Source organism: Prevotella sp. P5-108, from assembly GCF_002251385.1.
Taxonomy (GTDB): Bacteria; Bacteroidota; Bacteroidia; order Bacteroidales; family Bacteroidaceae; genus Prevotella.
This window is the reverse complement of the sequence record NZ_NPJJ01000043.1, coordinates 39186-62514: the sequence shown is the minus strand read 5'-3', so window position 1 is coordinate 62514 and position 23329 is coordinate 39186. Positions and strand designations below refer to the sequence as shown.

The window sequence follows — 23329 nt, the reverse complement described above, 5'->3', positions numbered from 1 at the left end:
TGTCTCCCCCACTCCGCAGCATAGGATGAAGTAATCGGCAGAAATGCACAAATGTCCAGAGCATCAATTAAAACTAAGCTCAAAGTATGAAACGGATATTTCAGACTTTGAGCTTATTGTTTCCAAGCACGATTTCTGGAATTCATGCCACGCATCCAACTCAGAATTGAACTACATCGGGATGAGGCGCATCGACAACGATTTGCTGATGGCTCAGACGCGGCTTGCACTGGTGGAAAATCTACTTGATGACATCCGTGACGGTCAATACGCCATCATTGACCGTGAAATGGACATCATAGTCCATATAGGGCATGCCATACTCCTTCTGTCCGCTCTTGTGGTAATGCGGACGAGGGTCGAGTTCGAGCACCTTATAGAGAGCCTGGAGCTGGCTTTGACTGAAAAGGTGATGAAAGCAGTCAGGAATTACCACGGTCAAACGACAGATGGCGTGGGTGTCGGTAAATCCACCTTTAGCCTCAGGGTGGCTGTCGGCATAAGGTATGTAGGGTTTGATGTCGTATATGGGCGTGCCATCCATCAGGTCGGCGCCCACCACCGTAATCACCGGCCCACGGGTAGTGTCGGTCTCTATTCGGCTGATGCGTACCGACGACAATCCCAGGGCATTGGGACGGAACGGCGAACGCGTGGCAAAGACTCCCATCTTCTCATTGCCGCCCAACAGCGGCGGTCGAACAACGAGCGAGGTGGCGGCATGCTTGTTGGCAGAAAAGCCCCAAATCAGCCAAAGATAATCAAACTCGTCAAGACCACGCAGCGCGTCGGCATTGCGATACTCAGGACAAAAGACTATTGAGCCTTCAAGTTCTTCGACCAGTCCGCTCTGCTTGGGAATGCCAAACTTGGAGTGGAAAGGGGAATGAAAATAAGCTATAGGTTCAATATTCATAATCTACATATATATAAATCCCTCTTTCAAGACCTGCTCCTGAAAGAGGGATATATGATTAAAAAATCTGTTACATAGCAAAGATATTGAAACCACCATCTACCACAGCCACGGTGCCGGTGACAAACTTGCTGGCATCGCTCATCAGGTAATGGATAGTTCCACAGAGCTCCTCTGGCTGGCCCATGCGTCCGAACGGAGTCTGTCGTATCACGTCCTGACCGCGCTGGGTATAGGTTCCATCGGGATTGGTAAGCAGCGCACGGTTCTGGTCGGTGATGAAGAAACCAGGCGCAATGGCGTTGACTCTTATTCCCTCGCCAAACTTCTTGGCACACTCATGAGCCATGTATTCGGTGAAGTTGGAGATGCCAGCCTTGGCTGCCGCATAGCCACACACGCGGGTCAGCGGGCGGAAAGCTGCCATAGAGGAGAAGTTGATAATCGAGCCCTTGCCTTGTGCCACCATCGGTTTGAGAAACACCTGGGTGGGGATGACGGTGCCTACGAGGTTCAGATTGAGTACGCTCTGGAACTGGGATGGATCCAAATCGAAGAAGTTCTGTTCGGGGCCGATTGTGGCTCCCTTCTGGTTGCCTCCGGCTGCATTGAGAAGCGTGTCGACACGACCATACTCTGCCACAATGGCGTCGCAAGTGGCCTGAACCATCTCCAGGTTCATCACATCACACTTCATAAACTTGGCATTGCCGCCCTCGGCCTGGATATCGGCTACTATCTCTGCTCCAACTTCGGCTTTGCGTCCCAGGAGGACTACCTTTGCGCCATTGAGTGCCAGGTATTTGCCGATGCAGCGACCCAGCACGCCTGTTCCGCCGGTTATCACTACTACATAATCGCGGATATCAAATAAATTGTTCATACTATTCAAAGAAACCTGGTTGTCTGTATTCTATTCCTAACTCTCTGTCGACGGTGGCCAATATGCCCTGGACCTGCCCCATGGCAAACATGCGCCCGAGGAAGCTGTAACCGGCGTTATAGCCGCGCTCGTCGTCGCCCAACATGGTCATGCCGTGGTCTACACGCATGGGGAGGTTGGGATTTTCCTTCTCAAAGATACGGGCGAGCTCGATAAGGTCTGCCCGACCGCCCAAGTGGCTGGCTTCGGTGAAATCACCGTTGTCGAAAATGTGGCAAGAGCGCAGATGGACAAACCAAGTGCGGCTGCTGAACTGGCGCGCCATCTCTACCACGTCGTTGTGAATTCCGGCAGAAAGGCTTCCGGCACAGAAAGTCAGACCATTGTGAGGGTCATCTACGGCATTAAGGAACCATTGGATGTCTTCCTTGTTGGTGACGATACGCGGCAAACCCAGGATGGGGAAAGGTGGGTCGTCGGGGTGCACGCACATATACATGTCACATTCGTTGCAGACGGGCATGATGGCTTCCAGGAAGTAGCGCATATTCTCGCGCAGCTGTTCCTTGGTTATACCTTTATAGAGGTCAAGCAGCTCGCGGAAGAGTTCAACGGGGTGCTCGTCGCCCTCAGAGATATTGCCTGAGACGAAGCCTTGGGTTTTTACAATGATATTCTCCACCAGATTATGGTTGTCTTCCGGAGTCATGGTCTGCTTCAGCTTTTCCACCTCGTCCAAGACCTCTTGTGAATAGTCATTCTTGGCATTTGCCCTCTGCAGTATACAGATGTCGAAATAGGCAAACTGGGCATGAGAAAAGTACAGATTGGTGGTGCCATTGGGATTGGGGTGGCTCAAATCGGTCCTCGCCCAATCGAGAACGGGCATGAAATTGTAACAAATGGTATGAATGCCCTCTGCAGATAAATTGCAAAGGCTGACTTTATACTTCTCAATCAGCTCATCGCGGTCTTTGCCGGCGTATTTTATTGATTCAGACACGGGAAGGCTCTCTACAACGCTCCATCGCATACCATAACTTTCGATATATGCCCTGAGGTCGTGTATCTTCTCACGCGTCCACACCTCACCGTTAGGCACATCGTGAAGCGCGGTGACAATACCTTGCACTCCTATCTGCCTTAACATGGCAAGAGTAATCTTGTCAGTCTTGCCAAACCATCTCCAAGTTCTTTCCATTATCTTTAATAGTTTTTCATTATATTGTTGATGTTGCAAAGTTAACACTAATTTTAACCAAACGAAGAATAATGCGGTTAAAAAAAAGAAAAAAGGTCAAAAGCTATAGCTTTTAACCTTTTTATTATAGACTCTAAAGTTCTGCGCTGCAGGATTTAGACTTTCTGGATAATCTTCATACCCTCTTCTACGGCTTCCATGTTGAGAGGAATCAACTTGTGATGTCGCTCGGGAAGGCTTTTGTACAGGGCCTTATTCAATCCATCGGTGCTGACAACTGGGCATACTTTGAGCAGACCTCCGAGGACTATCATGTTGAACACCTTGGTATTCTTCATCTCTGCTGCCTTGTCCATGGCATCGATGCGATAAATCTGAATATCGTCTCTTACTGGCGCATTGGCAATACCAAATCCATCGTAAATCAAGATGCCGCCCTTCTTCACTCTGGGCATGAACTTGTCAAGCGAAGGCTGGTTCAGAACAATGGCGACATCATACTTGCTCAAGATGGGAGAAGAGATGCGCTCGTCGCTCACAATAACTGTAACATTGGCAGTTCCACCACGCTGCTCTGGGCCGTATGCGGGCATCCAGGTGATTTCCTTGCCCTCCATAAGTCCGGAATAAGCAAGTATCTTACCCATAGAAAGAACGCCCTGACCTCCGAATCCACTTATTATTATCTCTGTTTTCATAATAGATTTCCTTTAATAATTCAACTTACAGATTCGTCGTATCCTTTAAGTCGCCTTTGGGATAATTGGCAAACATATTCTCCTTCATCCACTCGTTGGCCTTGACTGGAGAGAGTTTCCAACCGCTGTTACAGGTCGCAACGATTTCTACCAGCGACGAACCAAGACCCTTCATGGATGCCTCGAAAGCCTTGCGGATGGCCATCTTGGCTTTGCGAATCGACGCAACACTCTCGACGCTCTGGCAAGTGACATAGCAGGTTCCCTTGAGATGGGCGGCAAGTTCGGCAATATTCAGCGGCCAGCCGTGGATTTCCGGGTCACGTCCATAGGGACAGGTACTTGTCTTCTGGCCTACGAGGGTGGTCGGGGCCATCTGTCCGCCGGTCATACCATAAATGGCATTGTTGATGAAAATCATTGCAATATTCTCGCCGCGATTGAGCGCATGTATCGTCTCACAAGTACCGATACATGCCATATCTCCATCACCCTGGTAGGTAAACACGAGTCTGTCGGGCCATAAGCGCTTGATGCCAGTGGCAACTGCTGGAGCTCGGCCGTGGGCTGCTTCCTGCCAGTCGATATCCAAATAACGATATGCGAAGACCGCGCATCCCACAGGACATACTCCGACGGTCTTTTCTGCCAATCCCATTTCTTCGATTACTTCAGCAACCAGTTTGTGAACAACTCCATGCGAGCAGCCGGGGCAATAGTGCATGGTGGTATCGTTCATTAATTTTGGCTTCTGATACACAAGATTTTCTTGAGATACTATTTCGTTGTTCATAGCAATTCCTCCTTTAATGCGTTAACAATCTCTTCGGGGTCAGGCACCATGCCACCAAGTCTGCCAAAATGCGCGACCTTGGTTTCACCATTGACGGCGAGGCGGACGTCCTCTATCATCTGACCAGCGTTCAACTCGGCTACCAAGAAGCCTTTCTTGGTCTTGGCCAACTCGGCTATCTCCTTTTCGGGGAAGGGCCACAAGGTAATCGGGCGGAATAGTCCCACCTTTATACCTTCTTCACGCGCCAGCTCGACAGCCTTTTCCGAGATTCGGGCTACACTGCCGAAAGCGACAATGACATAATCGGCATCGTCAAGGTTGGTCTTCTCAAATCTGACTTCATTCTCCTTGATTATGTCATACTTCTTCTGAAGATGTATATTACGCTGCTCCATCACCTCGGACTGCAACTCGAGCGATGTCATAATATTAATGTCTCGGTCGGGAGTCCTGCCGATGGTTGCCCATGGACATTCTCGTCGTATCTCTTCCTCCGTGCGGCGTGGCTTCATAGGCGGAAGGACTACCTTTTCCATCATCTGGCCTATAACGCCATCCGACAAAATCATAGCTGGGTTGCGATACTTGAAAGCCAAATCAAAAGCGAGGTCCATAAAGTCTGCCATTTCCTGAACAGAGTTAGGCGCAAGCACAATCACATAGTAATCACCATTGCCACCACCTCGGGTTGACTGGAAATAATCACTCTGACTGGGCTGGATGGTTCCGAGTCCAGGGCCTCCACGCTGAACGTTTACAAAGACACCGGGTATCTCTGCACCAGCCATATAGCTGATTCCCTCCTGCATTAGCGACACACCAGGTGATGAAGAAGTCGTAAATACCTTCTTTCCGGCTCCCGCGCCGCCATAAACCATGTTGATAGAAGCCACCTCGCTCTCGGCCTGAAGAACAACCATTCCCGTTGTCTCCCATGGCTTCAACACAGAGAGCGTCTCTATGATTTCTGTCTGTGGAGTAATTGGATAACCGAAGAAGCCATCAGCACCGCAACGTATTGCTGCATGAGCAATAGCTTCATTTCCTTTCATTAATTTTACTTCCTGTTCTGCCATAATCATTCCTCCATTTTTTTCTTATAGACAGTTATGCAACCGTCAGGACAGACAATACCACAACTTGCACACCCTATACAGTCGTCAGGATTAACTGCTTCGACATAGGGATAGCCATGTACGTTCACTTTCTTCTGAGCCAATGCAATAACATTCTTCGGGCAAGCGACAATGCACAATTGACATCCCTTGCATCTGTCAGTATTGACTACGATAGCACCCTTGATTTTGCTCATAATAATATAGTATTTAAGGATTATATGCGTCCTTGTTATAGAAGTTCAATATATCATCCAGCATCGCCTTAGCTTCAACGGCAGGAGAATCTCCATCCAAGGCAATTGCCTCAAGATAACAGTTCATGGCCTTTTGCCAATCGCCTTGTCTACGATATTCGTTGCCTTGCTGGTAATAATCGTTCGCTGTCATTTGTAAAATTCCTTTTTGCCGGCTGACAGAGTGTTCTTCATTAAGGAACAAATCGTCATTGGGCCCACCCCACCTGGAACTGGAGTTATATACGATGCAAGTGGAGCCACATTCTCGAAATCGACATCTCCGGTAAGTTTGAAACCACTCTTCTTGCTTGAATCTGGAACGCGCGTTGTGCCCACGTCGACTATAACCGCTCCAGGTTTCACCATATCAGCTGTAACGAAATGCGGTCTACCGATGGCAGCAATGATGATGTCTGCCTGCTTACACTCCTCTTTGAGATTCTGGGAATGGGAGTGACAGACGGTAACAGTACAATCACCATATTGCTTCTGCATCATGAGCTGGGCCATGGGCTTTCCGACGATGTTACTTCGCCCGAGCACGACACACTTCTTTCCAGATGTCTCTATATTGTAATGGCGCAGCAACGTAAGTATACCCAATGGAGTCGCAGAGACGAAGCATGGCAAGCCTATCGACATGCGACCAACGTTGATGGGATGAAATCCGTCAACATCCTTACGATAGTCGATAGCCATAATGATTTTCTGCTCGTCAATGTGCTTAGGCAGGGGAAGCTGCACGATAAATCCATCAATATTTTCATCCGAATTCAGACGATTTACACATGCCAACAGCTCTTCTTCAGTCACGTCTTCTTCATAACGAATCAACGACGAAACGAATCCGCACTGCTCGCAGGCAATAACCTTGTTCTTGACGTAGGTTTCGCTACCACCATCGTGACCAACGAGCACAGCTGCCAGATGAGGGCGTTTACCTCCAGCGGCAACGATACGCTCTACTTCTTCAGCAATTTCCTTTTTAATGGCAATGGAAGTTGCCTTTCCATCAATTATTTTATATTCGGCCATACATTATTACATTTTAGGCATTCCAGGCATTCCCTTCATACGGCTCATCATACCCTTCATACTACCACCAGTAACCATCTTCATCATTTTACGTGTCTGGTCAAACTGCTTAATCAGTCTGTTCACCTCTTGAATATTCGTTCCGGAACCTTTGGCGATGCGCTGGCGACGGCTTGTATTCAAAATACCAGGATTACTACGCTCTTCAGGAGTCATACTATAAATGATGGCCTCAATACCCTTAAACGCATTGTCATCGATATCAATATCCTTGATGGCTTTGCCAACTCCAGGAATCATACTGGCCAAATCCTTCAGATTACCCATCTTCTTGATTTGGTTAATCTGGTTGAGGAAGTCATTAAAGTCAAACTGATTCTTTTGGATTTTCTTCTGGAGACGCTTGGCTTCTTCTTCGTCATACTGCTGCTGAGCTCGCTCAACCAAGCTGACCACGTCACCCATACCGAGGATACGGTCGGCCATACGCTCGGGATAGAAGACATCAATAGCCTCCATCTTCTCACCGGTACCGATGAACTTGATGGGTTTGTTGACAACCGTACGGATACTGAGGGCAGCACCGCCACGAGTATCACCATCGAGCTTAGTCAGTACCACACCGTCAAAGTCAAGTCTTTGGTTAAACTCCTTCGCGGTATTAACTGCATCTTGGCCGGTCATAGAGTCAACCACAAAGAGAGTCTCATCAGGATTAACAGCATCCTTGAGACGAGAGATTTCATCCATCATCTCTTCGTCAACAGCCAGACGACCGGCAGTATCAACGATAACCAGGTCATAGCCTTTAGCCTTGGCCTCGTGGATGGCGTGGAGCGCAATCTCTACTACATCCTTGTTACCTTCTTCGGTATAGACAGGCACACCAATCTGAGCCGCAACAACCTTAAGCTGCTCAATAGCAGCAGGACGATAGACGTCGCAAGCCACGAGCAAAGGTTTCTTACCATTGTTAGTCTTCAGCCTGTTTGCAAGTTTACCAGTAAAAGTAGTTTTACCAGAACCCTGCAATCCCGACATTAAGATAACGGAAGGCTTGCCATTGAGCTTTAGTTCAACGGCCTCTCCACCCATCAGTTCTGCCAACTCGTCGTGTACAAGTTTCACCATCAGCTGACCTGGCTTTACCGCTGTAAGCACATTCATGCCAAGCGCTTTCTGCTTGACTGTATCTGTAAATTGCTTAGCTACTTTATAGTTCACGTCTGCATCTACCAATGCGCGGCGAACATCCTTCAGAGTTTCTGCAACGTTAATTTCCGTGATTTTTCCTTCACCTTTAAGTATCTTGAAGGAGCGTTCCAGTCTGTCACTTAAATTCTCAAACATTGTTTTGTATATTTTTATTGCAAAAATAACGAATTATTGGTACAAAAAGATGAATGGCGTGGATGTTTTATAGAATTTTAAAACATCCGCGCTATCCTCGCGCACACATATATATATATATGTGCAATAATATTGGTACAATCGTGCGATTTTCAGTCCTTGAGAGAGAAAGTTATCGTAGTGACAACTCTCACTTTTTTAATCCAAGGAGTGTTCTGGTCCCTGTCCTCGATGCTGAACTGCCCCTGGTCGGCACTGATTATCTTGTTCAGATTGGAATGGCTGTTTTCAGCAAATTGCTGGGCCGTTTTCTCCGCATTATGTATAGCTTCTTCCATCATTTTCGGCTTCATCGACGTGAAGGAGACATACTCGTATACCGTCGGATTTTCATAATCACCCCCGACAATAGCTATCCCCTGCTTCAGGAGCACACTTTGCTTGGCTATAATGCCCCTTACCAGTTTGACATTGCGTGAAGTCACAGTCATAATGGCAGTGATGACGTAGCGGTAAGGCTTGTTGTTAGACGAATATTGGTCTGCATTGAGATCCACCACCTTGGATGCATTTATAGTAATGTCCTTGTCATTCAGTCCCGACTCATGCAGAAACTTGATTATCCGTGCCTGTTTATTGGCAATATCATCATACAAAGCCGGCAGGTCATTACCCGTTTCCTTAAATAGGATTGGCCATGTCACCTTGTCTGCTTCCACTTCCTTCTCAGCCAGTCCCTTAACCGTAACCTTACGGTCTTTGTTGGCGAAGTCATCTATACCACACTTCAGGCAAAGCCCCAGCACGATAATGGAAAACGCCAAAATCGCCGATGAATAAATCCACTTTTTCATAATACATTATATTATATTGTTAATCATCTGCAAATATAGGGAAAACTCATATATGTTCCAAATAAAAGCAGATGAAAAAACACTAATTGCCACGAATTTTGAAACGTACTATCAGAGGCAGATGGTCACTGTAGCCATTCTGATACTTCATTCCTATGTAATTGCGACGAGGTTGCACGCCACCATATTTCTTGTCTTCAGTGAGCAGGAACTTGAAGGCACCCAGCTCAGCACCTATCCAGTCGTCCCACATAGGACGCGTACCGAAAATATGGTCCAGATTCTGCCATCTCCCACGAAACCTATAAGTTCCCTTTGCACCATTGGCTGTGTGCAGTTGGGTCGAGAGCTCCACCAAGCCATGCTCCACGATTTTCTTGACCGACCTGTCTTTCTCGGTATCATTGAAATCGCCGGCTATCAGTATCCTTGCCGATGGCGAGATGGCCAGCACCGAGTCTGTCGATTCCAACAGCTTGGCAGCCACGCACATTCGATGAGGCAGAGTTTCCTTCTCACCTCCCGAGCGGCTTGGCGCATGCACCACAAAGACATGCAGCGTGTCATCCGCTATCGTCAAACCCTTGGCATACAATATATCGCGCGTGGGCTTCATCCCTTTCATCGGTTCTATACGTATGGCATAACTGTCCAATAGCTTGAACGTAAACGGAGAATACAGCAGCGCCACATCGATGCCACGCACGTCGGGCGAAGAGGTCATTACATATTCGTAACGAGCCTGTCGCAGTATGGAGCGACGGGTGAGGTCAAAAAGCACACTGTCGTTTTCGACCTCGGTCAAAGCCACCAGGTCGGGGATTTCAAACCTGCCGCGATACTCTCCACATGCGATAATTTCCTGACCTATGTGGTTCAGCTTGGTCCAATATCTGTAAGGAGTCCAGTGACGATAACTCGTAGGCAGATACTCAGTATCTTCCTTCAAACTGTCATGACGACAATCAAAGAGATTTTCGCAATTTAGTTCGACCATCGTGAAAATGCCCATCAGCAGAGCCAGCAGACTACACATACCCCTCCCGTGTCTTTTAGTCCTTTACATTCTTCCTGATTTTGGTGAGATAGTCCTTCATCCCATCCGCATCACGATTGTCAATGATTTCGAGCAGTTCCTTCAACTCGCTGCGTATTTGCGACACCTGGTCATGGGTGTAGGGATTGAACAGAATTTCCTGGAGCAGGTAGTCGTCCTCGCTTAATACGCCTTTGGCGATGCGCATATGCCGCTTGAACGTGGTGCCGGGAGCGTCTTGATGCTTCATGACCGCCGCAAACACAAACGTACTGACGAAAGGTATACTCAGTGAATATGCCACTGTCTTGTCATGTTCTTCAAAGGTATATTCGTATATGTTCAGTCCCAACCGAGCATAGATGTCTTTATAGAAGATGCGTCCCATATAGTCGCCTTCGCTGATGATGATGGCATTCTCTTCCGACAGTTGGTTCAGATTGGCAAAGGTCGGACCAAACATCGGGTGGGTAGATACGTAGCGGTGATGCGTACTCTCATAGAATTCCTTCAACCCGGTCTTGACCGAGCTGATATCGCTCAGGATGCAGTCTTCCGGCAGATATGGAATGACCTCTCTGAATGCAGGTATGGTATACTTCACCGTCACCGCATTGATAACCAGTTCTGGGGCAAAACCTTTTATTTCATCAAGAGACGTAAACCGCTGGCAGTTATATGTAAACCGCATGCGTTTGGCGTCCTTCTCATATACCGCAACCTCGTGCTCAAAGCTGAGCAGGTCGATGAAGAAACTCCCCATCTTCCCTGCTCCCATAATCAATATCTTCATAGATGCTGTTATTCTCTTTCTTGCCGTTTTAGTGGTTGATGATTTCTACCTGTTGGCGCACGCTCTCTTCGTGTACGTGTTCAAAAACCTGCGCGATAAACTCTGGCGACATACCCAGCAGCGCACCTTGCGCGCCACGCTTGTCCAAAATTTCCGAATAGCGGTTGGCCTGGAATACAGTCATGTTGTGCTCCTTTTTGTACTGACCTATCTCGCGGCATACACGCATTCGCTTCGACAGAAGGTTCATTAACTCGTTGTCCAGTTCATCCACCTGCTTGCGCAAGAGCGTTATGCCTTCGGTGGTTACATGTTCGTCTCTCACTATCAATAAACTTAATATATAATCCAATACTTCTGGCGTCACTTGTTGCTTGGCATCGCTCCATGCTTCATCAGGAGAGCAGTGACTTTCGACCAGCAGACCATCAAAGCCCAGATCCATAGCCTGTTGGCACAAGGGGGCAATCAGTTCGCGACGACCGCCGATGTGACTGGGGTCACAGATGATGGGAAGTGTTGGGATGCGACGATGCAACTCCATAGGTATCTGCCACATAGGCAGGTTTCGGTAAATCTTTTTATCAAAGCTGGAGAAGCCGCGATGAATGGCAGCCATACGCTTGATGCCTGCCTGATTGATACGCTCCATGGCGCCAATCCAGAGTTCCAGGTCGGGGTTGACGGGGTTCTTGACAAACACGGGCACATCCACTCCTTTGAGCGCGTCTGCCAAGTCCTGCATGGCAAAGGGATTGGCTGCTGTGCGTGCGCCTACCCACAGGATGTCTATGCCATATTTCAGACAGAGTTCCACATGCTCGGGCTTTGCCACTTCGGTAGATACGAGCATGCCGGTCTCTTTCTTGACACGTTGCAACCAGGGCAACGCCTCTTCACCTTTACCTTCAAAACCACCTGGCTTGGTTCTGGGTTTCCACACACCGGCGCGGAAGTTATGACATCCTTTAGCAGCCAGCTGTCGGGCTGTTTCCATTACCTGTTCTTCACTTTCAGCCGAACAAGGACCGGCTATGACCAACGGGCGTTCGTTATCGCTCGGCAGATTAAGAGGGAGAAGATCCAATTCCATATTATTCGTATTTTAATGTGTTGTTTTATCGTTAATATCATCACCATGCCAGACCGCCGATGCGTCTCAGTGCTTCCTGCATCTTATCGCCCTGGGCGCAGAGCGAAATTCTCACATAGCGTTCGCCATTGCTGCCAAATATGAAGCCTGGGGTAATGAAGACCCGGGCCTCGTGCAGCACCCTTTCGGTGAGTTGCTCGGCATTGGCATACTTGTCAGCGATTTTTCCCCAAAGAAACATACCCACCTGACTGTCATCATAAGTGCAGCCCAAAGCCTGCATGATGCGCTCGGCTATTTCGCGGCGACGGCGATACACGTTGATATTATATTCTCTATGCCACTCTTCGGTATTGGTTGTCAGGGCCTCCGCCGCAGCAAGTTGCAGTCCGCGGAAGGTACCGCTGTCTATATTGCTCTTGATTTTCAGTATCCAACTGATGAACTGTGGGTTTGATACACACATTCCCACACGCCATCCTGGCATGTTGTAGCCCTTCGACATCGAGTTGAGCTCTATACAACAGTCCTTGGCGCCTTCCACTTGGAGCAGAGATAGGGGATGCTCGTTGAGGATGAACGAGTAGGGATTGTCGTTGACCACTACGATGTCATGGCGGCGGGCAAAGTCGACCAGCTTGCTGTACGTTTCCATGCGGGCATCGCCGCCGGTGGGCATGTTGGGATAATTGGTCCACATCAGTTTCACGCGCGACAGATCTCTGCGCTCCAGTTCTTCGAAATCGGGCTGCCAGCCATTGTCTTCGTCCAGATTGTAGTTGACCACCTTGGCACCGAGTATCTTGCTGAGCGAGGTATAGGTAGGATAGCCAGGATTAGGCACCAGCACCTCGTCGCCAGGATTGACAAAGGCGAGAGTGATATGCAGTATACCTTCCTTACTGCCTATCAGGGGCTGCACCTCACTGGCGGCGTCTACCTCCACGCCGTACCATCTGTGGTAGAAGTCTGCCATAGCCTTCCTCAATTCCATCGTACCCATCGTGGGCTGGTAGCCGTGGGCCGACGGGTCATGTGCCACCTCGCAGAGTTTGTCGATGGTCTGGGGCGAAGGCGGCTGGTCGGGGCTGCCTATCGCAAGACTTATGATATCCTGTCCTTCAGCATTGAGTCGTGCCACTTCCTTGAGTTTCCGACTGAAGTAATATTCCTGTACCGCGTCCAGGCGGCTGGCTGGTTTAATGTTGTTCATATTCTCCGATTATTTGTAGTTCTTTAGTCAGTGGTATAATGGCGTCTATCGACTGGCGGTAACGCGTGAGATTGTCGAAGGTCACATCGACATAGAAGAGATATTCCCACTCATGCCCGATGATGGGCAGAGACTGTATCTTGGTCAAGTTGATGTCGTAGAAGGAGAGAATGGTAAGCACCTTGGACAGACTGCCTTCCTCGTGGGGTAACGAGAATACGAGGCTCGACTTGTTGGTATGCTCTATCTGCCTCATGAAATCGGCCTTGTTGGGATGGCATACCACCAGGAAGCGGGTAAAGTTGTGCTTGTTGTCCTCGATATGGTCTTCCAGCACCTTCATGCCATAGAGCCTGGCGGCATCGGCATGGCAGATGGCCGCCCAACCCTTGCAGCGGTTACGGCTGATGTATTCGGCACTCCCAGCGGTGTCCTCGCCTTCCACAGCCTTGATACCAGGATGGTTGGAGAGAAAGTTGCGGCACTGCATCAGCGCCACGGGGTGCGAGTGTACCTCGGTCACGCTGGTCCAGTCGTCGTCGGGCAGACAGCAGATGGCATGCTGGATGTGCAGACGGTGTTCGCCCACGATGGTAGTACCCGACGAGCGCAGCAGTTCATAATTATGCAGCAACGAGCCGGCTATCGTGTTCTCAATGGCGAGAAAGCCAATCACGGTGGGGTCACGTCTGATATTCTCGAATATCTGTTCGAAGGTTGAGCAGCAGATGATTTGCAACTGTTCTCCTTCGAAATACTGATGTGCCGCTATATCATGAAACGACCCGATTACTCCCTGTATTGCTACTCTCTTCATTCGTATCTTTTATTTATGCAAAAATCCCGCTCCAATAGGCTTGAAGCGGGATTACTGTTATGTTAATATCCTAAGTTGATTTTATACGCAACTTCCCGCTTCACAATTGCTTGCAAAGTAAAAGTAAAAGCCATAAAAGTATGCGTTCATTGCTATCATATTATCGTTATTATTGCGTTTATGATACAAAAGTATAACTTTCTAATGAACCATGCAAACATTTCGATAGTTTTTTTTCAATTATCTGCAATTGTCGCCACGCTGGCCATCACCTTTGCGGTCATCGCTGTCGCAGCCACCCTTCGTTCCAGGTACCTGGCGAGTGCACAGCGTCCGCTCGTCGGCAGGGCCATCATACCTGTTTACGTGGTGGACACGTTCACTGAGCCTACCGGCTTATACACCGAATGGATTGGTGTTGCGATAGGCTTCTTCGACCTTGCGCTGTATGTCCTCGGTACCGCGGGCGGTATAGTCGCCATTGACATCGGCCACCTGTTCGGGTTCCAGTTCCAGCGCAGCACGGGCGTCGGCCTCGGCGCCTTCCTTGTCGCCCTTAGCATACTTCACCGCTCCGCGCTCCTTCATGGCAGCGGCGCTGAAAGGATTGGCGTCAATCACGCGGTCATAGTAAGCCAAAGCGCCATCGAGGTCATCCTTGGCCTTGGCCACTCTGGCAGCCAGGAGCAGCGCATCCTCATTGTCGGGCACCTTTTCCATGAGCAGTTTCACATCAGCCTCGGCACCGGCGAGGTCGCCCATCTTTAGGAGGGTCTCTCCACGCAGCAGATTGGCACCGAGGAAAGCCTCGTTGATGGCTATTGCCTTGGTAAGCATGGCTATTGCCAGTATGGGGTTGCCCTGTCCTACATACGATTGGGCCAACAAGTAATGGGCTTCGGCACTTTCAGGATTAACTTCCAAAGCCTTGTTGCTCATCTGTTGCTGGGCGTCGTAGTCTTCACGCATATAGGCCACATTGGCCATACGCAGCCATATCTGCTCATTGTCGGGCTGTGCTTCGGCGAGACGACCGAGATACTGGTAGGAATTCTCGAGGTCGCCGAGTCGCAGATAGGCCTGGGAGAGATAGTCACAGGTCTCAAGGTCATCATGTATCTGGAGCGCATGTTCAAAGCACTTTACCGCATACTCGTTCTGACCCATACGGAGGGCGCGCACGCCGTCGTACTTGAGCACATCAAATTCCTTACTCTTGTTATCGTCGTTCTTGGCGGCGTCATCGTCGCCACCCAAGCCTAATAATGACTTCAAAAAACCCATTTCTATCGTTATATTAGTGATTAATAAAAGCTCTACAATTTACAAAGGTAACATAAATTAGGTTAACAAGGCAAACAAAACCAACTTTTTTTGCCTCGAAGTTGCCGATAAGTTATCCGAAACTATTAATTTTGCCGTTATGAAACGAATTATGCTTTTAATATGGCTCTTCAGCATGAGCCACGCCATATTTGCACAGCGTATAGCACGTGGTCCGCTCCACAGTGCAGACAATATGCGCAACGAATGGTTGCTTCCCGGCGACACCTTATATTATATAGGACAGGCGCCACGCATCTACAATGGCGAGCCACGGCTTCTGAATACCGAGCTTGCCCAACCCGAGCCCAATGTCGATACCTATATCGGCGGCATGCACGAGGGGCTCAACCTCGCGCTCGACTTCAGCGCCTTTGCCACACTGGGCAAACACGCCCCTCATCGTGGCGGCTTCGGCCAGAACATCAATGCCGCCTATCTCGCGCCCCTTACGCGCGACGGCAAGTTATGGGGTGCAGCCGGCATTTACTTCAACAACACCACTTGGGGCGGCGACGCCTACCGTGATGTCGGTCTCTATGGCATTCTGGGTTATAAAATCAATGAGAAGTGGGAACTCTATGCCTATGGCCAGCTCTCGATAGCCAACAACTATAACTCCTTCTTCAATCGTTATGGTATGCCCGGATATGGCTATTGGGGCTACAGCGCCCTACCCTTCTCCATGCGTACGGGTTATGGCTTTGCCACTCCCGGTGCCAATGTCATCGGTATAGGTGCCAAATACAACTTCAGTCCGTCGTTTTCCATCCAGGTCGATGTACAACAGGCGTGGTATGACAACAACCGCCCGTTCTATGGCGACCACCACCTCTACCCCAACCAGCGCCCCTGACCGCGCAGAGGCGCCATTTCAGTTGGAGATAAGATACGAGTTGATTGCAAAGCGCGAAACCACAAAATCATGGCGTGAAAAGACGGTATCAAAGTGTGAAAGCCATAAATCAAACCACGGAATTATCTTTAATGAGACCTCGGATGTTTTTGGTTTTTACTGATATATATTGCGTTGCTCTCACAACAAGACCATGATATGCAGCAAACGCACATCCCGACTCTCGCTGCCGTCATCTACTATCAAGAACAGGGCAAATGACAATGCCGCCATGCCAAAAGATAAAAAGGGCTTGCAACATGATGCTGCAAGCCCTCTCTGTTTATCTTCGGTCTGGACGGTATCAATAGAATCTGAAATATCTGCGCGCATTGTTGTAGGAGATGTCCTCCACCATGCGTGCCAAGGGTTCCTCGTCATTGGGTATAAGTCCTCGCTCCACGTCTGTACCTAACAGATTGCACAGCAGACGACGGAAGTACTCATGACGGGGATAGCTCAGGAACGAGCGAGAGTCGGTCAGCATGCCCACAAACCTTGACAGAAGACCCAGGTTGGACAAGGCGTTCATCTGGCGGGTCATTCCGTCGAGCTGGTCGTTGAACCACCAGCCTGCACCAAACTGCATCTTGCCCGGCTCGCTGCCATCCTGGAAGTTGCCTATCATCGCGGCTATCATCTCATTGGCACAGGGGTTGAGGGTGTAGATGATGGTGCGGGTAAGTTTGCCCTCGCTATTGAGATGGTCAAAGAAATGAGACATAGCCGTAGCGGTATTGAACTCGCCGATGGAGTCGAAGCCCGTATCGGGGCCTATGGCGTTGAACATACGCGTATTGTTGTTGCGGATAGGGCCATAATGGTACTGCTGTGTCCAGTCGTCGGCGGCGTCCATTTCAGCACTAAGGGTAAGGAAGCAATGCTTGAACTGGCGAATCTCCAATGCCGACAGGCTCATGCCACGCATGGCCTTGGAGAAGATGGTCTCAATCTGTGACGCGGTGTATGGCTCGTCGTAGAACTCATCAATGCCGTGGTCGGAAAGACGGCATCCGCAGGCGTTGAAATAGTCATGACGCTTCTGGAGGGCATCAACCATATCCTTGAAGTGGACGATGTTCACGCCGGCCTTTTCACCCAGAGTCTGCACATAATCGGCAAAGCCCGCCTTGTCAATATTCATGGCCTTGTCGGGGCGCCAGGCGGGCAGCATGTGAATCTGGAAGCCGCTTTCCTTGACTTGCTTGTGATAAGTCAGGTCATCTATGGGGTCGTCGGTTGTGCAGACGCACTCAACATTAAAGCGGGACATCAGTCCGCGTGCCGAAAACTCGGGGAGTTTGAGTTTCTCATTACATTCGTCATAGATTTCGCGCGCAGTGGCTGGGCTGAGCACCTTGTCTATGCCAAAACCCGAACGAAGTTCAAGGTGAGTCCAGTGATACAACGGATTGCGGTAGCAGTAGGAAATGGTATCAGCCCATTTCTCAAACTTCTCCCAATCGGAAGCATCACCGGTAATATATTTTTCATCAATGCCATTGGTACGCATAGCGCGCCACTTGTAATGGTCCTCTCCAAGCCACAATTCGGTAATGCTTGAAAACTGATGATTGTCGGCCACCATTTTAGGGTCAAGATGACAATGATAATCGATAATTGGCATCTTGGCAGCGTGGTCATGGTAAAGATGTTTGGCCGTCTCCGTGTCGAGAAGGAAATCGGCATCCATAAATTGTTTCATACAATAAATCAATTAATATGTTATTTTGGTTGCAAATGTACTGATTTTTTTTGTGCAAGAACCAAAAAAAATGTAAATTTGCATGGAATATATGATTTTGACAAATCATCTTTACATTCTTAATGATGAGAAAAAAAGGAAAAGTACTGCTCATTTACACCGGTGGCACCATTGGAATGGGTGTAAACCCCGCTACCGGCGCCCTGGAGCCATTGGATTTTAAGCATCTTAAAGAGCATTTGCCGGAATTCCAATATATCAAGACTGATATAGACATCTATCAGTTCAATCCGCCAATAGATTCGAGCGATATGAGCACTGACTCATGGATAAAGCTGGTCTCTATCATCGGTGAACAGTATGATATGTATGACGGCTTTGTCATCCTGCATGGTACAGACACCATGGCCTACACCGCTTCGGCCCTATCTTTCCTCTTAGAGAACCTCACCAAACCGGTAATCCTAACCGGAAGCCAGCTGCCATTAGGCCAGTTGCGCACCGACGGCAAGGAGAATATCCTGACGAGTATAGAGCTGGCGTCGACCTATCGTCCAGACGGCACCCCGATGGTGCCCGAGGTGTGCATCTACTTCAACGGCCATCTGCTGCGAGGCAACCGTGCCACCAAGCAGAATGCCGACGGGTTCAACGCTTTTGACTCGTTCAACTACCCGCACCTCTGCGATGCGGGAGTCGATTTCACCTTCCACACCCATCACATCCTTACCCCCGACTACAGCAAACCGCTTATCGTGCACAAGGAGATGGACCGCAATGTCATCATCTTCTCCCTCTTCCCGGGTATAGACGAGAATATAGTGAAGCACGTGCTTGAGGCTCCCGAACTCCGGGGTATCATCATGCGCAGTTATGGCAGCGGAAATGCACCTCACTACCCATGGATTGTCAATGAACTGCGCGAGGCGAGCAATCGCGGCGTGGTGGTGGTCAACATTAGCCAATGTATATCGGGCAAGGTGGAAATGGGAAGGTATGATACGGGACGGCAACTGCTCCAGGCGGGCATCATCTCTGGCAGAGACAGCACCGTAGAGGCTGCCGCCACCAAGTTGATGTATCTGCAAGGGAGATACGATGACTCGGAGAAAATCAGAGAGCTGATGGCTCACTCTATAGCCGGTGAACTTACTGAAGTGTAAGCCAAATAGAGATACGAAAGAGGGATATGCTGACAGCATATCCCTCTTTCGTATCTTATAATGAAGTCTCGTCCTATATGCGAAGCTCCTTGAGAATGTTGGCCATCTTCTCCTTGGTCGCAATGGTAGTGGGGACCAAAGGCAGACGCAATACATTTTCGATATATCCCATGTCGTTGAGCAGAGCCTTGACTCCAGCAGGGTTGCCATCAACAAAGAGCAGTTTGTAAAGTTCGGTAAAACGATGGTGGATGGTTCTGGCGGGGTCGTATTCGCCCTTGAACTCAAGTCTAATCATACGCGAGAACTCCTTGGGCAGTGCATTGCCTATCACAGAGATGACTCCGATGGCGCCACTTGCAACCATAGAGAACGTAAGTGCATCGTCGCCGCTGATGACCTCAAAGCCATCTGGTTTGTTCTTGATGATTTCATCCACCTGCTCAAGCGAGCCGCTCGCCTCCTTGACTCCCACGATGTTGTGGCACTCTCGCGCCAAGCGCACGATAGTCTCAGGCTTCATGTTGACGCCGGTACGTCCTGGCACGTTATACAAAACGATGGGTAGAGGGCTTGCCTGGCTTATTGCCTTGAAATGCTGGTAAAGCCCCTCTTGTGAGGGCTTGTTGTAATACGGGCAGATACTGAGAATACCATCAATTCCAGACCAGTCGGTTTCCTGTATTTCGGCAACAACTTCACGAGTATTGTTGCCACCACAATATTTAAGGATAGGCACTCTGCCATTTGTAATCTCTTTAACGACCTCCGTTATCTTGTCTTTTTCATCACGAGAGAGACAAGGTGCCTCTCCAGTGGTTGCAAGAATACAGAAAAAATCGGCACCGTTATCCAATTGATATCGTATCAGGCGCTGTAACGCAGCATAATCTACTTCACCGTCTTGTGTAAAGGGAGTTATCAGGGCAATACCCAAGCCTTTGAATATGTTTCGTGACATAATAATGTGGTTATTTATGTACAAAGTTACAAGAAATATGGCAAAAGGCAAAGTGGATGCACGTTTTTTTGATTTTTTAATGACCTCCTATCCACAAAAAGACCATGCCCACAAGCACCAACAGCAAATCTATGGCTTTAGACTTCAGGTTCTTCTCATGGAAAAGCAAGGCTCCACACATGAAACTGACGATAACCGAACTGCGGCGTACCATGGAAACGATGGAAATCATGGCGGCAGGAAGGCTCAAGGCATAGAAATAGACAAAGTCGGCGGCGCAGAGAAATACGGAGATGAACACGATGTACCAACTCCATCTGAAGCGCTCGGTCTTCCCCCTCTTCCACCACCAGATGAGAAGGACGATACCCATCATGGCCATCTGGTAGAGATTGTACCAGCTCTGTACGGTCATACTGTTAAGCGCGAGGCCGCCATTATCGGCAGGCGCCATAAGATACTTGTCGTACAGTCCGCTGGCGGCACCCAACAGTGCTGCTCCGACAAGAAAGATTATCCAGATGTTGTGCTTGAAGTCGATGCCTTCCTTCTTGCTGCTGCGGCTCAGCATAAAGAAAGAGATGATGGCAAAGACCACACCCACCCATTGCCACGCATTGAGTCGCTCGCCAAAAAGTAGCAGCGCACCTATCAACGTCATCACGGGGCGGGTGGCATTGATGGGGCCAACGATGGTAAGCGGCAGATGCTTCATGGCAAAATAGCCAAGCGTCCATGACGACAGGACGATACAACTCTTGAGCAGGATATACTTGTGTACCTCCCAACCCTGGGACTGTACGTAAAACATACTCCCCTCTAACAGATGGGAGTTTGCGGACAGAAGAATAAAGGGCAAGAAGATAACAGAAGAAAACAGGGTGTTAAGGAAAAGAACGGGGATGACAGCATTGCCATCGAGAGATTTCTTCTTACATGTGTCATAAAAACCTAACAGCAGCGCTGAAAGGAAAGCAAGACTTAACCAGACCATCACTTATATATTTAATAAACTATATCCCAGAGGAAAAGGGCATGAGCAGGCATGCTCTCGCCCGCATTTTTACGGCTACCGGAAGCTACAACCGCACGGAACTCATCCAGAGTCATACGGCCACGTCCTACCTCGACCAATGTGCCAACCACGGCACGCACCATATTACGCAAGAAACGGTTGGCGCTAATCTCGAAATACCAGCAGCCAGGCTCCTCCATCTTAATCCATTCGGCCTTGGTCAGGTCGCACAACGTGGTCTTGACATCAGCGCCTGCCTTGCAGAAGGAGCCGAAGTCCTTGACATCGAGCAGCAGCCGGGCTGCCTCATTCATGGCTTCGAAATCAAGCTGATAAGGCATCTCCAAGGAATAAAAACGATGGAAAGGATTGCGATGGGTATGTATATAATAACGATAGGTGCGCTTGACGGCAGAGAAACGTGCATGCAAATCGTCTGCGACTTTCCTCACGTCGTGTATGGCTATGTCGCGTGGCATCATCCGGTTCAACTTATAAGCCAGTTGGGCTCCATCGAGCTCGCCGTCATAATCAAAATGTGCAACCATCAAATGGGCATGGACACCAGCGTCGGTGCGACCGGCACCCAGCACCTCGATGGTGCCTCTCAACAGTGTGGACAATCGTTCTTGAAGAACCTGCTGGACAGATATTCCATTGGGCTGTATCTGCCAACCATGATAGGCGGTTCCGTCAAAACTAAGATAAATAAAATATCGACTCATCATTTGGAATGCAAAGTTAGACAAAATATGCGATACACACAAATGATTAACACATAAAGAGCAACGACCTGAACGCCATCAAAATGAATATTTTCGATAGAAGCGCCGGGCAGCATGGCAATTCCCCTCACGCTGCTGTCCATGGTATGGGCGGCAGATGTGAGAATGGCCACCATCCACCGTTGGATTATGGCGACAGGGGTAAGGAGCAATACGGCAAATGCGGAATAAACTATAATGTACGCGCAAGGCACCACCACAATGTTGGCGAGAAGGAAATAACAGGACAACCGGCCGAAATGGTATAACAGCAATGGTGCCACCGCCAGCTGGGCTGACAAGGAGAGCCACAACAGTGACAGAAACCAGTTGAGTCGGCGCTTGGGTTGAAAGAAGAAGATACCCAAAACGGCCATGAAAGACAACTGAAATCCAACATCCCACAAGGATAAGGGATTGAAGAGAAGGATTACCAGGGCTGTAAACGCCAATGTATTGAATGGCTGATGTGGTCTGTTGTCTAAATCGACAACTGCATACAGGCTAATCATGGTCGCGGCTCTCGTAATGCTGGGCGAAAGTCCGACAAGGATAGTAAATCCCCATATCAACCCAAACAATAAAAGAGCCTTAATGAATTTGATAGTGAGTCTTCCTTTGCCTCCGGTGTAACCAATCAGAAACTTGGCGATGCCATTCATAATGTAATTGACTATCACAAACAACACCATCAGATGCAAACCGCTCAAAGCCAGGATGTGACTTGCACCGGAAATGGAGTATTCGTCACGCATTTGGTCATCAAGGAGACTCTTGTCGCCAATAGTCATCGCGCTAATGAGTGCCAATGTCCTGTCTTCAAGACCCAGACGCCTGTAATTCTCCTGCAAGTTGCCACGCCACATCGTTGCACGCATGCGTATTTTCTCCATGGTTGGCAAATTGCTTATTTTGATTTGCTCACGTTGCCAGTCTTGCCATACATAAGCGGTCGCATCATAGTGATTGACACGCAGCCAGCGCTGATAATCGAAATGTCCGTCACTGTAGTCTACATCGGCTACGGCTTTCAAGGCGGTGCTGACGACAAGTCCGTCGCCAGGCCTAAGCGTATCGCCATAGAGTTGGGCATCGCGCAACAGCGTGGCCTTCACCTTGATAGGCTCTGGAGTATTGACAATCCACAAGTCGCACTTGAAAGACTTGTCGGTAATGACGGGTTGGCTGACGACAACAGCCTCATAATAATGTCGCCCGACGGGAATGGCCTTGTTGTACTCTTTCGCGATGGTGACAAGCCAGGCTCCAGCGATGATGGCGCCGACATGGACACTCAGACTTGAAACAATCGGGAAGCGCATGAACCAGCTGCCGATAGCTATAGCGGAAATCAGGAGGACGGCATAAACTGCAAACGGCAACATAAGAATATCGCCCAAAGCTATGCCTAAAATGAACATAACCGCTATCACGAACAGCGGATTGTTACGATAGAAATCTACG

General features: G+C 49.0%; 25 protein-coding genes. 2 read left to right on the top strand and 23 right to left on the bottom strand.

From position 1 onward, the window contains the following. Positions 1-241: 241 nt before the first annotated feature. The 17 genes from tsaA to CIK95_RS08345 all read right to left on the bottom strand — a co-directional run bounded on the left by tsaA (position 242) and on the right by CIK95_RS08345 (position 15323). Positions 242-916, bottom strand: coding sequence for a tRNA (N6-threonylcarbamoyladenosine(37)-N6)-methyltransferase TrmO (gene tsaA, locus CIK95_RS08425; RefSeq protein WP_094466778.1), 675 nt, complete (start codon positions 914-916; stop codon positions 242-244). A gap of 70 nt (positions 917-986) precedes the next feature. Continuing rightward, the gene (locus CIK95_RS08420; RefSeq protein WP_094466777.1) at positions 987-1799 is read right to left on the bottom strand and encodes an SDR family oxidoreductase; all 813 of its coding nucleotides are present in this window, start codon (positions 1797-1799) and stop codon (positions 987-989) included. Position 1800: 1 nt separating this feature from the next. Continuing rightward, positions 1801-3000 (bottom strand): mannonate dehydratase, encoded by a 1200-nt coding sequence (uxuA, locus tag CIK95_RS08415; RefSeq protein WP_094466776.1) that lies wholly within the window; start codon positions 2998-3000, stop codon positions 1801-1803. 155 nt (positions 3001-3155) lie between these two features. Then, positions 3156-3698, bottom strand: coding sequence for a 2-oxoacid:acceptor oxidoreductase family protein (locus CIK95_RS08410; protein ID WP_094466775.1), 543 nt, complete (start codon positions 3696-3698; stop codon positions 3156-3158). A gap of 25 nt (positions 3699-3723) precedes the next feature. After that, entirely contained in the window at positions 3724-4491 is a 768-nt protein-coding gene (locus tag CIK95_RS08405; protein WP_022311034.1) for a thiamine pyrophosphate-dependent enzyme, read from the bottom strand. Next, entirely contained in the window at positions 4488-5570 is a 1083-nt protein-coding gene (locus CIK95_RS08400; RefSeq protein ID WP_094386637.1) for a 3-methyl-2-oxobutanoate dehydrogenase subunit VorB, read from the bottom strand. The genes CIK95_RS08405 and CIK95_RS08400 overlap by 4 nt, the downstream gene beginning before the upstream one ends. A 2-nt stretch (positions 5571-5572) precedes the next feature. Further along, positions 5573-5806: a 4Fe-4S binding protein gene (locus CIK95_RS08395; protein ID WP_094421186.1), complete on the bottom strand. Its 234-nt coding sequence runs from the start codon at positions 5804-5806 to the stop codon at positions 5573-5575. A gap of 13 nt (positions 5807-5819) precedes the next feature. After that, positions 5820-5999: a tetratricopeptide repeat protein gene (locus tag CIK95_RS08390; RefSeq protein ID WP_022311037.1), complete on the bottom strand. Its 180-nt coding sequence runs from the start codon at positions 5997-5999 to the stop codon at positions 5820-5822. Next, positions 5996-6883: a bifunctional methylenetetrahydrofolate dehydrogenase/methenyltetrahydrofolate cyclohydrolase FolD gene (gene folD, locus CIK95_RS08385; protein WP_022311038.1), complete on the bottom strand. Its 888-nt coding sequence runs from the start codon at positions 6881-6883 to the stop codon at positions 5996-5998. The genes CIK95_RS08390 and folD overlap by 4 nt, the downstream gene beginning before the upstream one ends. A gap of 6 nt (positions 6884-6889) precedes the next feature. Beyond that, positions 6890-8233 carry a signal recognition particle protein gene (gene ffh, locus CIK95_RS08380; protein WP_094386464.1) on the bottom strand — a complete coding sequence of 448 codons (1344 nt, stop codon included), beginning with the start codon at positions 8231-8233 and terminating at the stop codon, positions 6890-6892. Positions 8234-8385: 152 nt separating this feature from the next. Further along, complete coding sequence (locus CIK95_RS08375; RefSeq protein ID WP_022311040.1) at positions 8386-9087, bottom strand: SIMPL domain-containing protein; 702 nt, start codon at positions 9085-9087, stop codon at positions 8386-8388. 82 nt (positions 9088-9169) lie between these two features. After that, a complete protein-coding gene (locus CIK95_RS08370) occupies positions 9170-10123 on the bottom strand; it encodes an endonuclease/exonuclease/phosphatase family protein (RefSeq protein WP_022311041.1) in 954 nt (317 codons plus the stop codon). A 16-nt stretch (positions 10124-10139) separates the two neighbouring features. After that, positions 10140-10916, bottom strand: a complete 777-nt coding sequence (locus CIK95_RS08365; RefSeq protein WP_022311042.1) for a prephenate dehydrogenase/arogenate dehydrogenase family protein — start codon at positions 10914-10916, stop codon at positions 10140-10142. Between the two features lie 28 nt (positions 10917-10944). Next, positions 10945-12009 carry a bifunctional 3-deoxy-7-phosphoheptulonate synthase/chorismate mutase type II gene (locus tag CIK95_RS08360; RefSeq protein WP_094386469.1) on the bottom strand — a complete coding sequence of 355 codons (1065 nt, stop codon included), beginning with the start codon at positions 12007-12009 and terminating at the stop codon, positions 10945-10947. 40 nt (positions 12010-12049) lie between these two features. Further along, positions 12050-13222, bottom strand: a complete 1173-nt coding sequence (locus CIK95_RS08355) for a pyridoxal phosphate-dependent aminotransferase (protein WP_022311044.1) — start codon at positions 13220-13222, stop codon at positions 12050-12052. Beyond that, positions 13209-14039: a prephenate dehydratase gene (locus CIK95_RS08350; RefSeq protein WP_094388400.1), complete on the bottom strand. Its 831-nt coding sequence runs from the start codon at positions 14037-14039 to the stop codon at positions 13209-13211. Before CIK95_RS08350 ends, CIK95_RS08355 begins: the two co-directional genes overlap by 14 nt. A 396-nt stretch (positions 14040-14435) precedes the next feature. Then, positions 14436-15323 carry a lipopolysaccharide assembly protein LapB gene (locus CIK95_RS08345; protein ID WP_094466774.1) on the bottom strand — a complete coding sequence of 296 codons (888 nt, stop codon included), beginning with the start codon at positions 15321-15323 and terminating at the stop codon, positions 14436-14438. A 139-nt stretch (positions 15324-15462) separates the two neighbouring features. On the opposite strand from CIK95_RS08345, the gene CIK95_RS08340 reads away from it, so the two are divergent. After that, positions 15463-16218, top strand: a complete 756-nt coding sequence (locus tag CIK95_RS08340; protein WP_094466773.1) for a hypothetical protein — start codon at positions 15463-15465, stop codon at positions 16216-16218. A 180-nt stretch (positions 16219-16398) separates the two neighbouring features. Here the strand turns inward: CIK95_RS08340 and CIK95_RS12880 are convergent, their stop codons facing one another. Beyond that, complete coding sequence (locus CIK95_RS12880) at positions 16399-16590, bottom strand: hypothetical protein (protein WP_144007785.1); 192 nt, start codon at positions 16588-16590, stop codon at positions 16399-16401. Next, positions 16562-17962, bottom strand: a complete 1401-nt coding sequence (uxaC, locus tag CIK95_RS08335) for a glucuronate isomerase (protein WP_094466772.1) — start codon at positions 17960-17962, stop codon at positions 16562-16564. The genes CIK95_RS12880 and uxaC overlap by 29 nt, the downstream gene beginning before the upstream one ends. A gap of 125 nt (positions 17963-18087) precedes the next feature. Between uxaC and CIK95_RS08330 the strand changes: the two genes are divergently transcribed. Then, entirely contained in the window at positions 18088-19125 is a 1038-nt protein-coding gene (locus tag CIK95_RS08330; RefSeq protein WP_094466866.1) for a type I asparaginase, read from the top strand. A gap of 73 nt (positions 19126-19198) precedes the next feature. Here the strand turns inward: CIK95_RS08330 and dapA are convergent, their stop codons facing one another. The 4 genes from dapA to CIK95_RS08310 all read right to left on the bottom strand — a co-directional run bounded on the left by dapA (position 19199) and on the right by CIK95_RS08310 (position 23286). Continuing rightward, positions 19199-20086, bottom strand: a complete 888-nt coding sequence (dapA, locus tag CIK95_RS08325) for a 4-hydroxy-tetrahydrodipicolinate synthase (RefSeq protein WP_022311052.1) — start codon at positions 20084-20086, stop codon at positions 19199-19201. A gap of 76 nt (positions 20087-20162) precedes the next feature. After that, positions 20163-21080 carry a DMT family transporter gene (locus tag CIK95_RS08320; protein ID WP_094388404.1) on the bottom strand — a complete coding sequence of 306 codons (918 nt, stop codon included), beginning with the start codon at positions 21078-21080 and terminating at the stop codon, positions 20163-20165. 11 nt (positions 21081-21091) lie between these two features. Beyond that, positions 21092-21826 (bottom strand): tRNA pseudouridine(38-40) synthase TruA, encoded by a 735-nt coding sequence (gene truA, locus CIK95_RS08315; RefSeq protein ID WP_094466865.1) that lies wholly within the window; start codon positions 21824-21826, stop codon positions 21092-21094. After that, positions 21826-23286, bottom strand: a complete 1461-nt coding sequence (locus CIK95_RS08310) for a ComEC/Rec2 family competence protein (protein ID WP_144007784.1) — start codon at positions 23284-23286, stop codon at positions 21826-21828. The genes truA and CIK95_RS08310 overlap by 1 nt, the downstream gene beginning before the upstream one ends. Positions 23287-23329 lie beyond the last annotated feature (43 nt).

Excerpts from the sequence above, each read along its gene's own strand:
- dapA (WP_022311052.1), bottom strand. The coding sequence starts at position 20,086 with ATGTCACGAAACATATTCAAAGGCTTGGGTATTGCCCTGATAACTCCC.
- CIK95_RS08360 (WP_094386469.1), bottom strand. The coding sequence starts at position 12,009 with ATGGAATTGGATCTTCTCCCTCTTAATCTGCCGAGCGATAACGAACGC.
- CIK95_RS08375 (WP_022311040.1), bottom strand. The coding sequence starts at position 9,087 with ATGAAAAAGTGGATTTATTCATCGGCGATTTTGGCGTTTTCCATTATC.
- CIK95_RS08355 (WP_022311044.1), bottom strand. The coding sequence starts at position 13,222 with ATGAACAACATTAAACCAGCCAGCCGCCTGGACGCGGTACAGGAATAT.
- CIK95_RS08405 (WP_022311034.1), bottom strand. The coding sequence starts at position 4,491 with ATGAACAACGAAATAGTATCTCAAGAAAATCTTGTGTATCAGAAGCCA.
- ffh (WP_094386464.1), bottom strand. The coding sequence starts at position 8,233 with ATGTTTGAGAATTTAAGTGACAGACTGGAACGCTCCTTCAAGATACTT.
- CIK95_RS08420 (WP_094466777.1), bottom strand. The coding sequence starts at position 1,799 with ATGAACAATTTATTTGATATCCGCGATTATGTAGTAGTGATAACCGGC.
- CIK95_RS08345 (WP_094466774.1), bottom strand. The coding sequence starts at position 15,323 with ATGGGTTTTTTGAAGTCATTATTAGGCTTGGGTGGCGACGATGACGCC.
- CIK95_RS08400 (WP_094386637.1), bottom strand. The coding sequence starts at position 5,570 with ATGGCAGAACAGGAAGTAAAATTAATGAAAGGAAATGAAGCTATTGCT.
- uxaC (WP_094466772.1), bottom strand. The coding sequence starts at position 17,962 with ATGAAACAATTTATGGATGCCGATTTCCTTCTCGACACGGAGACGGCC.
- tsaA (WP_094466778.1), bottom strand. The coding sequence starts at position 916 with ATGAATATTGAACCTATAGCTTATTTTCATTCCCCTTTCCACTCCAAG.
- CIK95_RS08370 (WP_022311041.1), bottom strand. The coding sequence starts at position 10,123 with ATGTGTAGTCTGCTGGCTCTGCTGATGGGCATTTTCACGATGGTCGAA.
- folD (WP_022311038.1), bottom strand. The coding sequence starts at position 6,883 with ATGGCCGAATATAAAATAATTGATGGAAAGGCAACTTCCATTGCCATT.
- CIK95_RS08340 (WP_094466773.1), top strand. The coding sequence starts at position 15,463 with ATGAAACGAATTATGCTTTTAATATGGCTCTTCAGCATGAGCCACGCC.
- CIK95_RS08390 (WP_022311037.1), bottom strand. The coding sequence starts at position 5,999 with ATGACAGCGAACGATTATTACCAGCAAGGCAACGAATATCGTAGACAA.
- CIK95_RS08410 (WP_094466775.1), bottom strand. The coding sequence starts at position 3,698 with ATGAAAACAGAGATAATAATAAGTGGATTCGGAGGTCAGGGCGTTCTT.
- truA (WP_094466865.1), bottom strand. The coding sequence starts at position 21,826 with ATGAGTCGATATTTTATTTATCTTAGTTTTGACGGAACCGCCTATCAT.
- CIK95_RS08365 (WP_022311042.1), bottom strand. The coding sequence starts at position 10,916 with ATGAAGATATTGATTATGGGAGCAGGGAAGATGGGGAGTTTCTTCATC.
- CIK95_RS08350 (WP_094388400.1), bottom strand. The coding sequence starts at position 14,039 with ATGAAGAGAGTAGCAATACAGGGAGTAATCGGGTCGTTTCATGATATA.
- CIK95_RS12880 (WP_144007785.1), bottom strand. The coding sequence starts at position 16,590 with ATGCGCGCAGATATTTCAGATTCTATTGATACCGTCCAGACCGAAGAT.
- CIK95_RS08395 (WP_094421186.1), bottom strand. The coding sequence starts at position 5,806 with ATGAGCAAAATCAAGGGTGCTATCGTAGTCAATACTGACAGATGCAAG.
- uxuA (WP_094466776.1), bottom strand. The coding sequence starts at position 3,000 with ATGGAAAGAACTTGGAGATGGTTTGGCAAGACTGACAAGATTACTCTT.
- CIK95_RS08310 (WP_144007784.1), bottom strand. The coding sequence starts at position 23,286 with ATGTTCATTTTAGGCATAGCTTTGGGCGATATTCTTATGTTGCCGTTT.
- CIK95_RS08330 (WP_094466866.1), top strand. The coding sequence starts at position 18,088 with ATGAGAAAAAAAGGAAAAGTACTGCTCATTTACACCGGTGGCACCATT.
- CIK95_RS08320 (WP_094388404.1), bottom strand. The coding sequence starts at position 21,080 with ATGGTCTGGTTAAGTCTTGCTTTCCTTTCAGCGCTGCTGTTAGGTTTT.